Below are 12,794 nucleotides of genomic sequence, written 5' to 3' on the forward strand. Positions count from 1 at the left end.
ATAAGGGGGATTTGGTATCTATAAGTTTAATAGGAACGGTTAGTAAATGTCAATGCTGCCGACAGTGTACGAAAGCGGGCTGGCATTTACGTACCTAGAAATCCGACCGTTGATGAAATCCCCCTTTTTTAAAGGGGGCAGGGGGATTTTTTCGATGGTTTCCACTAGTTAATAGGTTGGTTTATTGATAGGTACCTAAGTAAGTCTCCCTTTCTCTTATGGTTTAAGCGTATCCCGACCAAAGTTGGGAGGGATTTTTTCGTTCCCAAAAGATAGTTCAACAGTATGTTAAGAAATTGAATCAATCAAAAACCAAGAAGCCAATTATTCTCCACTTTTTCCGGAGCAGCGGTCGGTTCAAAAAGCGCCTTGTTATATGAAATTGGGGTTAAGCTAATTCGTTCGTTTATGCTTTAACCTGAATTGCATGGATAGTAAAAATTCCCTCCAGCAGACGGAGGAGGCAACCGATCCCAGATCGGCAGAGGAGACAAGATGGCAACAACCCGTGTTGAGCTGCAAGCGGTGGTTCAACCCACTGCGGGGTTGGGGGCAGGATTTAACGGCTCATAGACCCCGGGTTTCGCCCGGGGTTATTTTTATTGAAGCCCCTCAGGCTTCGGAGCCGATTAGGTGATCTTTGTCGATAAACAATTTTGGAATTCATTTGAATAGGATTGGGCGAAAGAAATAATAGTTTTTGAAAATGCCGTTTTAGATGATTAATGATTCTCTCAGTAAATGCAGGCCTGAAGGGCCTAAATAACACTAACCGTGGGTGCAGCCCACTGCTTGTGGACGACCATACCCTCAAACCCCGAATGGGGTTGAACCTGACTTGAGCCAGTGAGGAACCGATTCACGGGGAGCTAAACCATGATTGAGTAAGGTATGAAGAAAAGGTGCCCCGACGGACAGTAGGAACATTAAAAGGCATTGGGATACCAATTTGAAGTTGAGTTCCAGGTAGTTTAGTAAAAAAGTCAACGAGTTTCAGAAAAAGGTTTAACGTTTTTTTACAGCCCAGCGTTTTTGAGCAGATCGACCAGCTGGTCTTTAGTCAGATTTTCAAGTTGACTCTTGTCGTAGATGTGTAGCAAATAAACTTCCTGGTCATCGGTTACAAGAAAAGTAATCACTCTGGCTCCACCAGACTTCCCTCTATTTTTTGAGGATATCTTCATCCGAATCTTATAGAGGTTATGTCCAAGAGGGGTTCCGGATGCAGGATTTTCGACCAAGGTCTCAATTAAATACTGTAAGTCAGTTTTTAGGGAGGGATACTTTTTGGCCAGTTTTTTAGCCAACTTTTTAAAATTAGGTGTGGGGATTACCTTATAGCTCATTGAGGAAGTCTTCGGCCGATTGCTTGGGGAGCTTCCCTTCCTTCATAAGTTTGACCTGGATCAGACTATTTTGAAGTTCCTCCAATGCCTTTTCTTCGTCATCTGCTACCTTCACATAATCCAGGGTCTTGATAAACTCCAGGAAAACGTCAAATTTATTGTCTGCGATATTGATCGTAAGCTGCTTCATTTTTTTATTAATCCGTTGGCTTTATGTTTACTCCTAGCCGCAACTAGTTTAGATATACGGGCAAGTGGGACATAATGTTAGGAACGAAAATAGTCAGAAAACACTAAAATCGGAAATGGAAGCCCAATAGTCAGCAGTCAAGGTACATTCCTATAAAGCCGTGACAACCAGTTACCGGACGGAACAATGTTAAAACACAACCTATTCGAACCTAAAATAAGCAATCGCAATCTCGTCCCCGATTGGCTATATTTCAAAAAAATCCGGACCTGACGCTCCACTTTTAGCCGGATCGGAGATCGAATCAAATTTCTTTTTACATGAAATCGAGCATGACGTACCCGTCACACACTGGGATGATTATAAGCCATGCGAGATTCCATGTGGCCACTAAAAGACAATTATCAACACATGAAATTTAATTCAACCTAAATCCTACGTATACGCTTTAAAACAGATTAGTTGTAATTTTTTTCAGCATTTTTTAAAAGAATAGTTGAGGGCCTCGTTTTTTTATCAATTTAAATGACAGTCAATCAATGTTTTACCTGATGTTCACAAACCTGACAGGCTTTACCGGCTTGTAATCAGTTAATTACCGTATTATATTGCGAATTTACGGTTTTACTTGATCTCGAATAAAGATGTAAGGCAATGGATTCACCATTCAAAAAAAGGAATGGCAGTTTTTGGGGCTGTAGCATGTATGCTGCTGGCTGGCAGTTTGGAGTTAGCGGTACCGAGGCACCGTTTTCAGAAAAGGAACTGGCGTTGGAGAAGGCGATTGCGGGTTCTAATGAATATGGAGGGGTATGTTGCTCGTGGAATGACTCCTGTCCGCACCCAATTGGGTTGAAATTTGCAGACTCCATTTGGGTTCCAAATGATGATACCTGTATTTAACTAACTTTTAATGGAGTACGCTTCAAAGATGTCCTACTCCCTTTCAACTTGATTTTGAAATCAATTCTCAAGAAATGATGCGCAATAAATTAACCCTTCTAGCTGGATTTTTCGCTTTAGGCTTTGCCTGTTCTCCCGCATCGGATGAAAACGAAATCGAAGAAATCGTTGTTTTTGATGAAAAGGATCTTCCGGATCCGATAGCCTTGGTCGGGAAAAAATACAATTTCCCCAACATAACAAACCCGAGAAATATTTTGTGTTTGGGAGATTACCTGGTGGTAAGTGAGAGAAGCAATGGGGATCTTTTGCATATCCTTGACATACAATCCGAAAAATACATCCGCAGTACCGGGAAAGAACGAACATACGGGCTTCACCTGGGCAAAAGCTTTCGAAACATCAGTGATCCGGACAAACTGAACAGGGTGTTCGTCTTTGATTACCATGGAAAAATTTTAAATCAGTATTCGCTAGACTACCCGCTAACCGGATTTACTGTGGATGAAGACAATGGCATCATCTATGGACTCACCGTAGATGAGGAGCCCAATGTTGTTGCCTTTGCCCTGCCGGAGGGTTCGCTACTCACAGAATAGGCAGGTGATAGGCTAGATGAAGCGATTTGATTTTAAAGCACTTACTATGATAAATCGACATTACAGCATTTTTGTGTTCATTATTTTTTTAGCCGCCTGTGAAAAGCCTGTCACTTATACAATTGAAGGTGAGGAAAGCCAGCATATTCTGTTTCAAGATTTAGAAATAATTGCCCTGCCTTATAAAATTGACAAAATAGTTCCTCTGGAGACGACTGGGAATAATTTTTTATCCGACAATCTAAAGGTAAAGTTCACTCCTGATTTTATTTTTGTTTTTGATGAAGAAATCAGAGATGCGGTGCACCAATTTGACCACAGTGGCCGGTATCTGGGTGAAATAATCAGTACCGGAGAAGGCCCAGGACAGGTCAATAGGATTTATGACTTTACAGTATCTGAAAAAGGCGTAGAACTTTTGGTGGGAAAGGGTTCCTATTCAGAGGCAGTGGTGGTTGCTATAGCGGATCGAAATATCATTGAAACGGTACAGCTGGATGTTATAGGTTTTTCCTTTGAAAAAAATAATGGCCATTACTATGTTTACTCAAGTTACAATTACCCGCTTGCTGAATACCGGCTTTCGAAAATAGATTTGGAAGGGAATACAATTGAAGGATTCTTGAAGAATGATTATTCCGGGAAGATGGTACCCATGATTGAAAGGAATCTTTATGGGATGGATGAAAACGTATTTCTTGTTGAATCCTTTAATAACCGCATCTATGAGCTCACATCAGAAAAACTAACATGCAAATACATTCTGGATTTTGGAAACTATAATTTTCCTTCGGACCTATTGGACAGGGATATGATGGTGACTTTTGAACAATTAAATGCGGATGGTTTCTTTAGTATCCGCCATCATTTTGAAAACAAAGCCATTTCCCTGACCGGTATCCAATTCCAAAAAGAGAGTAGTAGCCAATCCTATCACCTGATAATGTATCAACATTCAAATAAACCTATAAAAAATAAACTGGAGGAAGGCTGGGGGGATATTTTTAAGCATCCTGTGGCAATAACGGGTTCGGACAAAATCGTTTTTTCAGCCCATCCGCTAAATCTGATCCGGAATGCGGCATTTTTTGACGGAAACCAAGTCGTGAAATCTGCATTAAAAAAACTTGAAAATCAGGACAATCCTGTTTTGATCTATTCCAACCTAGAATTCAATGCTAAAACCAATACCCAATGAAAACCAACTATTTGATCGTAAACCGCGCCTGTTTTTGCTTTCTTTTGATCCTAACTATGAGCTGTAATTCAAACAAATCCAGCAAGGACGGACAACAGATGGTTTTCCTTACCGATTTAACCGTAATTGAGCCAAGCGATTCCATTAAATTTGATACCAGCTGGTTTGACAGCAAATACAAAGTTGCCGTGTATATGAATAAAGTCGGCCGGTCCATAACAACTCTGGACTGGCAACCTGCGATATCTAACAACAAGGAGGTGGCCTTCCTTTTCTATATCTCAGAAAAAGACTCTTCCAAATTGATCCGGCAATTGAGAGAGAACAATTTTTCGCACCCCGTAATTCACGACCCGAATAAGGAATTTTATAAAGCGAACGGTATCGGGGAGGTATCCTTTATTTCATTTTTGCTAAAAGATGATCGCAAAGTAGAAATGGGAAATCCCTCCTTCCCCAACTTTCAGGAGAGGCTTGATGCACTGACCAATGAATAATGGGGTAAACCAAACGGTTGATCCATTAGCAAACCTGACTCAGGAAAAGTTGGCTGAGAAGGCAGGGACGAAGAAAAGCTATATTTCTAAACTTGAAAATGGAAAAGGGAATATACAACTATCGACTTTGATACGAATTTTTGAACAGGGGCTAAATAAGAAAATTGGATTAACTTTCCAATAAATTGAAATGGATCAGCACTTCACCCTTACCTCCTCCTAGTCCTCAAATTCCGGAAAGAGCGACTCCGACTCCTCTTTTTTTAGGTCTATAATCCATTCCTTACCTTTATAAAGCACCTTGGTTTTGCCCCCGCTCAGCGCCAGAATAGTCGCTTTTTTCAGTTTGCCAGCTTCCCATTCCATACTTACCTCAAAATTCCCTCGTGCTTTCAGTCCGGTTACCTGGCCCGTAGCCCATGCTTCAGGTAATGCCGGTAATAAGCGGATGATTCCTTCCTCATGCGACTGCAGGAGCATTTCGGCAATGCCTGCTGTGGCCCCAAAATTGCCCTCAATCTGGAAAATCTTTCCCAGCAAATCAAACATATTGGGAGCCAGTTGGGTGGCCATCATTTGGTGGATGTGATCCAGGGCCTCGTCTCCCTGCTGTAAACGAGCATAAAAATTGATAATCCAGGCCCTGCTCCAGCCGGTTTGTCCGCCGCCACCAAAGGCCAGTCGTCTTTCGATGGTTTTTTCGGCCGCCTTGAACAATTCGGGTGTTGCTGCGGTGATTTGATTGGACGGATACAAGGCGTAAAGGTGAGACATGTGCCGGTGGCCCGGCTCTGCCTCCTCATAGTCCTCGTACCACTCCTGAAGGGTGCCGTCTTTGCCAATTTTTATTGGGGGTAATTTAGCGCTTGCTTTTTCGATTTCCGCTGTCAATTGCTGCACTCCCAGGATTTCCTCTGCTTCCAGGCAGGCCTTGAAGATGTCATTTATTATTTGAATGTCAATGCTGGCAGCAATAGTGTTTCTTGTAGGTTTACCGGTAGTTGGATCTATATAGGCGTTCTCCGGTGAGTAGGAAGGAGACGTGACCAGTTCCCCTTTATCATTCTCTTTCAGAAAGTCTAAAATAAATCGGGCGGCACCGGCAATAACCGGGTAGGCCGTTTCTTTTAAATAATCTCGATCCTGGGTAAATTCATAATGCCTCCATAAGGAAAGGGACATCCAGGCACCTGCAAGGGGGTTGGAATAGCCATTGGTGACTTGAGATTCCTTGGTCGAGCCCGAGGGCGTAGTTCTTCCAAACGGATTGCTTACATGATGGGCCATCCAGCCAGAGGAGCCAATAAAATTCTTTGCGGTAGTGCTGCCGTTTTCCGCTAATTTTACCATAAAGTTGGATAGTGGAACAAAGGACTCGGATAAATTGGTCAGGTCAGCAGGCCAGTAATTCATCTGAAGATTGATGTTCAGGTGAAAATCCGATTCCCAGGGAGCCCACATTTCCTTGTTCCAGATACCCTGTAAGTTGGCAGGAAGAACAGCCCTGTTGACAGAACTTCCCATCAGGAGGTACCTTCCGTATTGAAAAAACAATTCCGTGATGTGGTTGTCATTCGTACCTTCCCGCACTTGTTCCAGCCGCTTGTCGGTCGGAAGGCTGTCCCGATGCGGGCTGCCTAAGGAAAGCGTAACCCGGTTAAACATGTCACTGTGCTCAGAAACATGCAATTCCCGGGCTGTCTCGTACCGGGTTGCTTTTGCTTCTTCCAGTAGTTGTAAAGCAGTTGCTTTTGCGTTTATGTCTCTGTCAAAATTCAGCTTTGCTAGATTGTAATCCGTTGCCGCACTTAGGATCAGGGTATACCCGGTACTGTTTTCGATGGTAAACGTTTTTTCATTTCCGCGTATCGTTCCATTATCTAAAACGGCTGCGATTTGGGAAGAAAACTTCATGTGATGTCCAGGCGTTCCGGAACCGCCCACGTTGTCATCGTACCCATCGGGATCATCAAATACCTGTCCGTCCACGAAAAGAATTTCTTCTTCTCCTATGTGTTGGACGATGTCTTTCTCCCGTTTAAAACGAATCGTGCTGCTTACAGGTGCTCCATCCAGGCTCTCAAAGCGGTAAAAAATGACATTGTATTTGTTGGAGGAAAAAGCCTCTCTGCGGTACCTTTTCCCTGCTATGGAATAGGTAGCAGTAACCAGGCCCGTTTCCATATCAAGTGACCTTCGGTAGTGATCCACCGATTTTTGATGGTCAAATGAAATATACAATTCACCCAGAGGCTCATAGGAACGTATGGAGGTAGGGGAGACGGCCAGATATTCCATGGCGTAGTCCAGGGCCTCCTGGTAGTTTCCTTCCAGATTCAGCCGCTGAAATTCAGCGTAATGCTGGCGTACGTTTTCGGGGTACGGGTCTTCCGGCATACCGGCCCAAAGGCTTTCCTCATTGAGCTGAACACGTTCCTCCTGCAGCCCTCCATACACCATGGCACCCAATCTCCCATTGCCAATGGGAAGGGCTTCCAGCCATGCGTCGGCAGGGGAAGTATACCAAAGTTCCATCCTTGGTGAGTTGCTTATTTCATTACCCACCATTTGGCAGTTGCCAGCAAGGGGAGTCATGCTGATGATTAGCAGTAGAAGAAGCTGTCGCATTTTGGGTTGGTTTTGATGATGTTGCATACTACTAAAATAGTATGAATAGTTTAAGGAAATCACTTAACCTTTCCTGCGAATCGACTGGGGATTTTTTTAATCCGGATCAGGTACTGACAATTTGACACTAAAATGAATTTGGAACAAGACTTGAACAAAGCAAGAAGAGTATAAGGACTTTGTTTACATAAAAATAAAAAATACCATGCAGGAGAAAGGTACCATTTCAATCCATACCGAAAATATTTTCCCCATTATCAAGAAGTTTCTCTATTCGGATAATGAAATTTTTCTAAGGGAATTGGTGTCCAACGCGGTGGATGCCACCCAGAAAATCAAAAGGTTGGCCGCTTTGGGTGAGTACAAAGGAGAACTTGGTGATCTGACCATCGATGTCAGTTTTGACAAAGACAAAAAGACCATTACCGTTTCGGATAAGGGCCTCGGCATGACTGCCGAAGAAATCAAAAAATACATCAACCAAATTGCCTTTTCTGGCGCATCCGAATTCGTGGAGAAGTTCAAAGATGCCAAGGATGCCAATGAGATCATTGGTAAATTTGGATTGGGCTTTTACTCGGCCTTTATGGTGGCCGACACGGTGGAAATCCATTCCCTATCCCGCGAGGAAGGGGCGGAGCCCGCCAAGTGGGTTTGTGATGGCAGTACGGAATTTGAAATCAGCCCCGGCGATAAAACCGAACGGGGAACGGATGTGATTCTGCACATCAACAGCGAGTCCGAGGAGTTTTTGGACAAATGGAAGTTGCAGGAAATTCTGGACAAATACGCCAAGTTCCTGCCTGTACCGATCCGGTTTGGAACGAAAACCGAAAGCGTAGAAGATGGCGTGGACGATAAGGGCGAGAAAAAGTGGAAATCGGTAGAGGTAGACAACATCATCAATACCACCAACCCCATCTGGACACAGGCGCCAAGCGAGTTAAAAGACGAGGACTACCTGAAATTTTACAAGGAACTGTATCCTATGGGCGAGGATCCGCTTTTCTGGATCCACCTGAATGTGGACTACCCCTTTAACCTGACCGGCGTTCTCTATTTTCCCAAGGTCAAGAACGACTTTGACCTGCAGCGAAACAAGATTAAACTGTTTAGCCGTCAGGTATTTATAACCGATGAGGTAAAAGATATCGTGCCGGAATTCCTGATGCTATTGCACGGGGTGATCGATTCTCCGGACATTCCGTTGAATGTTTCCCGAAGCTTCTTGCAGTCGGACAGCAACGTCAAGAAAATCAACAATTACATTACCAAAAAAGTAGCCGATAAGCTTGGCGAATTATTCAAAAAAGACCGGAAGGTATACGAAGAAAAATGGAAGGACATCGGCCTTTTTGTGAAGTACGGGATGATCTCGGAGGACAAATTTTACGAAAAAGGGAAGGACTTTGCCCTGCTCACCAATACGAATGGGGAGCATTTTACCCTGGACGAATACCAGGAAAAGGTCAAGCCCTATCAAACCGGCAAAGACGAAAAGTTGGTATACCTGTATGCCACCGATGCTGACAAGCAGGATACCTTTATCCAGTCGGCTAATAAAAAGGATTACGACGTGTTGTTAATGGATTCACCGATTGACAGCCATTTTATCCAGCACCTGGAAGGCAAGTTGGAAAAGGCCAGCCTGAAGCGCGTGGATGCTGATGTCGTTGACAAGCTGATTGATAAAGAAGGAGGATATGAAAATCTGCTAAGCGAAGAGCAATCCAAAAAGGTCAAAGAGATATTTGAAAAGGCTATTGGAAGCCAGTCCTATAATGTGGAGGTAGAAGGTTCCAGTCCCGAAGAATTGCCGGTGACGGTAACCATGGATGAGTTTATGAGACGCATGAAGGACATGGCCAAAAACGGTGGCGGAATGGGCTTTTACGGAGCCATGCCGGATAATTACAAGGTAGGCGTTAACGGAAACCACCCGGTAATTGATCGGATTTTAAAATCGGAAGATGCTGCGGAGCAGGAAAGACTGGCCAAGCAGGCCTTCGATTTGGCCCTGCTTTCTCAGGGATTACTGAAAGGAAAAGAGCTTACTGCCTTTGTGAAAAGAAGCGTGGAGTTGATTTGATACATTGGAAAAGAATAATAAAAAGGGAATTGTGTAGCCAAACACTTTTCCCTTTTTTTATGTCATCATGTGTTTGGGCCCATTTAATGACTGATACCAATCTGTTTTAAAGTCACGAATCAGTGTTTGTCCATGGAACCAGGATTGCAAATCCTGATTTATCTGCGTTCGACATTGCAAATGTCGAACAGCAGGCTCACGCCGGAAGGGAGTTGATGAAATGGCATTTTAAAACAGAATTGGTGTCCTTGCGCCGGCCTGATAAGGTGCTCAGGTACTACCGTGCTCGTAAATCCGTACAAATCCGAATCTCCCTTACCAAGGGGGAAAAAGGGGGATTTTATTACGTCAAACCATTTAAAAAAACCGGTTATGAATTGAAGACATCTCGAAAAAATCCCTCCCGACACTCGTCGGGACAGGCTCTGTGCCCCTTAAACAAGGGGGAATTGGTTCAAGTTGGGATTTTAGTTTGTTTATTTTAAAGCGGTTTGGTTAAGGAATTTAGAATTAGTCACAGGTACTATCATTTCTGGAATTCTGAACGCTATCCAATCCCCTTTCCACCGCGGTGAAATAAAATAAATGGCGATTGGCCGAATCGGATTACCTTTGTATATTTATCAGCGGCGGTTTTTTATCAAAAATAAGCGGCCCATCGCACGCATAATTTCTAAACGAAACCACACAGTGAAACGAATAATCCTATTCACCTGCCTCGCCTGCTTTTTACTCATGGAAACAGCTGCCTGGGCACAAACTGGTAAAAAAACGCTGAAGGTCATGGCCTGGAACATTTTGCATGGAGGAAATGACCTTCCCGATGGCCCTGACCGGGTAATAGACATCATCCGGGAAATTGACCCTGATTTGATACTCATGGTGGAAACCTACGGCTCCGGGCCCCATATAGCGAAGACCTTAGGGTATCATTTTCATCTGATAGCACCTGCGGGCACCGATCCGGACGACGAAAGCATCAACCTTTCCATCTATTCCAAACACCCCTTTGGCAAACGGATCGATACCGGGCATCCGTTTTATTTGGGAGGACGCGAAGTCCTGATCGATGAGCGAAAAATCAATGTTTTTTCCAACTGGTTTTACTATTTGCCCTGGGACGATGCCCCTGAGCAGATGGGGAAATCAGTCGATGAACTACTGGCCTGGGAAGCCGCTGGCAAGCGAACCGAAATGATTCAAAATGTTCTGCCTTACCTTAAAAAATACGCTGCTGCCGCCGATTCGATACCCATGATTCTGGGGGGTGACATGAATTCGCCTTCCCACCTGGACTGGAACGAGGAAACCCAGGCCAGTCATAACGGACTGATTGTACCATGGTATGCGACAAAGGTATTGGAGGAAATAGGCTTAAGGGATTCCTTTCGTGAGGTGCATCCAAACCCAAACTGGCATCCGGGTATTACCTGGGACGTCAAAGAACGAGTAGATTCCCACCGCATCGATTACATTTTTTATAAAGGGGCATTAAAACCACTGGCATCTACATCGTACATGGCTTATATTGGTGAAACCATTCGGATTAACCATAAGGAAATTACCTACCCTTCGGACCATGGATTTGTGGTGACCACCTTTTCTCTGAAATAATTCCTTGAATTGGGTTGTTGTTCAATAACAACGCTAATTAAATGATCTGCAATACCGGACGTATACTTGTTTCTTCTTTTTCTAAACTATTAAATTACTGTCTTTAGTATAAATCATGCCTGAATTACTAGTTGCTTTCCGCCTTGCAGATTTTAGCGGCAATAAATGCTAATCACAGCTAGCCAGAGAGATCGCTGAAAATTCCTAATTCAAAAAATCTTTTTTAAAACGTGTGAATCCAAACTATAATCGCCTGATTCAATGTAAAAAAATACCTACCTTTTTACCTCTCATTGGAAATTATCAATCATCCGGTCTTATACCATACTGGAAGGATTTAATCCCATAAGACCCTATCTTTTTTCATAAATCATCCGATAAACTGCTCATTTTTACCGAAAGTAATTATCTTTAATCAACTCAACCGTTTTTGCACGCAGCATGCTCTCAAAAAAAACCAAATACGCTTTTCACGCGCTGACCTATTTAGGGAAGCACAAAGATCAGGGTGCCATTTTAATTCAGGAGATTTCAGAATTTCACAATATATCCCATAAATTTTTAGAAAATATCCTGCTGGAATTGAAGAAAGCGGGCTTTTTGGGAAGTAAAAAAGGCAAGGGTGGCGGCTATTATCTTATCAAAGAGCCGAAAGAAATTCCCCTTTCACGCATCATCCGATTGCTGGATGGTCCTATTGCCTTGCTACCCTGTGTGAGTCTCAATTACTACGAGCCCTGCGAAGAATGCGAGAATCAGGAGCAATGTGGCTTGAATAAGGTGATGATCGAAGTGCGGGATGAAACGCTCAAAATATTAGAAATGAAGACTTTGCAGGATATTTTGTCAAACGAGTAAATTTTTTTCCATTTACTCTATATAATTTGTAGGTTTTATGTACTTTTGTACTTGTAGCACTGTGCGATAATCAGATAGCTCAGCTCTAGGGCGAACCCTTAGTTAAAACCGAAACAACATGATTGAAGCGAACGAAATGAAGGAACTGACCCGGCGGATAGAGAAGATGTCCCCCAGTGATGGCCTTGCTTTACTGACTGATCTATTTCCCGGGGAGGTGGTATTTTCCACCTCATTAGGACAGGAGGATCAGGTGATTACCGAAATTATTGCCCGGCACAATTTGCCGGTGAAAATTTTCACCCTGGATACCGGCAGACTTTTCTATGAGACCTATGATTTGCTTGCCAAAACTACCGCTAAGTACCGGTTGGATATTCAGGCTTATTATCCGGAGACGGAAGCTGTCCAGGACTTGGTTAAAAAAAACGGGATCAATGGATTTTACCAGTCGGTAGAAAACAGGAGGGCTTGTTGCTTCGTACGCAAGGTAGAGCCGCTTAAGCGTGCCCTGAAAGGGAATCGTGTTTGGGTTACCGGTCTTCGGGCCGGACAAAGTGCCAACCGCAAAGGGATGCCGCTGCTGGAGTGGGACGAAGCGAACCAAATCCTGAAATACAATCCGTTGTTGCACTGGACGATGGAGCAAATGCTGGATTATCTCAAAGAGCATAAGATTCCATACAATCCCTTACATGACAAAGGTTTTGTCAGCATCGGTTGTGCACCCTGTACCAGGGCCATTTCCCCGGGTGAGGATCCACGGGCCGGGCGCTGGTGGTGGGAAGCTTCCCACAAAGAATGCGGACTTCACGAGCCGGGTCAGATGACCAACAAATCCTAATCAACATTAAAGGTTAAAAAAACCGAAA

General features: G+C 43.6%; 13 protein-coding genes. 10 read left to right on the top strand and 3 right to left on the bottom strand.

Features of this window, described 5'->3' with window-relative positions:
* The first annotated feature begins 427 nt into the window (after positions 1-427).
* A complete protein-coding gene (locus GKS34_RS09090) occupies positions 428-637 on the top strand; it encodes a hypothetical protein (RefSeq protein ID WP_163384487.1) in 210 nt (69 codons plus the stop codon).
* 379 nt (positions 638-1,016) lie between these two features.
* On the opposite strand, the gene GKS34_RS09095 is transcribed toward GKS34_RS09090, so the two are convergent.
* Positions 1,017-1,346, bottom strand: coding sequence for a type II toxin-antitoxin system RelE/ParE family toxin (locus GKS34_RS09095; protein WP_163384488.1), 330 nt, complete (start codon positions 1,344-1,346; stop codon positions 1,017-1,019).
* The gene (locus GKS34_RS09100) at positions 1,336-1,536 is read right to left on the bottom strand and encodes a hypothetical protein (protein WP_163384489.1); all 201 of its coding nucleotides are present in this window, start codon (positions 1,534-1,536) and stop codon (positions 1,336-1,338) included. Before GKS34_RS09100 ends, GKS34_RS09095 begins: the two co-directional genes overlap by 11 nt.
* 654 nt (positions 1,537-2,190) lie before the next feature.
* On the opposite strand from GKS34_RS09100, the gene GKS34_RS09105 reads away from it, so the two are divergent.
* The 5 genes from GKS34_RS09105 (at position 2,191) to GKS34_RS09125 (ending at position 4,917) form a co-directional block, all read left to right on the top strand.
* Complete coding sequence (locus GKS34_RS09105) at positions 2,191-2,439, top strand: hypothetical protein (RefSeq protein ID WP_163384490.1); 249 nt, start codon at positions 2,191-2,193, stop codon at positions 2,437-2,439.
* A 74-nt stretch (positions 2,440-2,513) separates the two neighbouring features.
* Positions 2,514-3,038: a hypothetical protein gene (locus tag GKS34_RS09110; protein ID WP_163384491.1), complete on the top strand. Its 525-nt coding sequence runs from the start codon at positions 2,514-2,516 to the stop codon at positions 3,036-3,038.
* A 46-nt stretch (positions 3,039-3,084) separates the two neighbouring features.
* Complete coding sequence (locus GKS34_RS09115) at positions 3,085-4,236, top strand: DUF4934 domain-containing protein (protein WP_163384492.1); 1,152 nt, start codon at positions 3,085-3,087, stop codon at positions 4,234-4,236.
* Positions 4,233-4,733: a hypothetical protein gene (locus GKS34_RS09120; RefSeq protein ID WP_163384493.1), complete on the top strand. Its 501-nt coding sequence runs from the start codon at positions 4,233-4,235 to the stop codon at positions 4,731-4,733. Before GKS34_RS09115 ends, GKS34_RS09120 begins: the two co-directional genes overlap by 4 nt.
* Positions 4,726-4,917 (top strand): helix-turn-helix domain-containing protein, encoded by a 192-nt coding sequence (locus GKS34_RS09125; protein ID WP_240459248.1) that lies wholly within the window; start codon positions 4,726-4,728, stop codon positions 4,915-4,917. The genes GKS34_RS09120 and GKS34_RS09125 overlap by 8 nt, the downstream gene beginning before the upstream one ends.
* 35 nt (positions 4,918-4,952) lie before the next feature.
* Here GKS34_RS09125 and GKS34_RS09130 read toward each other — a convergent pair whose 3' ends face one another.
* On the bottom strand, positions 4,953-7,361 hold the full coding sequence (locus tag GKS34_RS09130) for a glycoside hydrolase family 95 protein (protein WP_240459249.1): 2,409 nt from the start codon (positions 7,359-7,361) through the stop codon (positions 4,953-4,955).
* Positions 7,362-7,566: 205 nt separating this feature from the next.
* Here GKS34_RS09130 and htpG point away from each other — a divergent pair, with 205 nt between their 5' ends.
* The 4 genes from htpG (at position 7,567) to GKS34_RS09150 (ending at position 12,766) form a co-directional block, all read left to right on the top strand.
* Entirely contained in the window at positions 7,567-9,450 is a 1,884-nt protein-coding gene (gene htpG, locus GKS34_RS09135; RefSeq protein ID WP_163384495.1) for a molecular chaperone HtpG, read from the top strand.
* Positions 9,451-10,140: 690 nt separating this feature from the next.
* Entirely contained in the window at positions 10,141-11,064 is a 924-nt protein-coding gene (locus tag GKS34_RS09140) for an endonuclease/exonuclease/phosphatase family protein (protein WP_163384496.1), read from the top strand.
* 441 nt (positions 11,065-11,505) lie between these two features.
* Positions 11,506-11,922 carry an RrF2 family transcriptional regulator gene (locus GKS34_RS09145; RefSeq protein ID WP_163384497.1) on the top strand — a complete coding sequence of 139 codons (417 nt, stop codon included), beginning with the start codon at positions 11,506-11,508 and terminating at the stop codon, positions 11,920-11,922.
* 118 nt (positions 11,923-12,040) lie between these two features.
* Complete coding sequence (locus GKS34_RS09150) at positions 12,041-12,766, top strand: phosphoadenylyl-sulfate reductase (RefSeq protein WP_163384498.1); 726 nt, start codon at positions 12,041-12,043, stop codon at positions 12,764-12,766.
* The last annotated feature ends 28 nt before the right edge of the window (positions 12,767-12,794 follow it).

Source organism: Cyclobacterium jeungdonense (assembly GCF_010994275.1).
GTDB lineage: Bacteria > Bacteroidota > Bacteroidia > Cytophagales > Cyclobacteriaceae > Cyclobacterium > Cyclobacterium jeungdonense.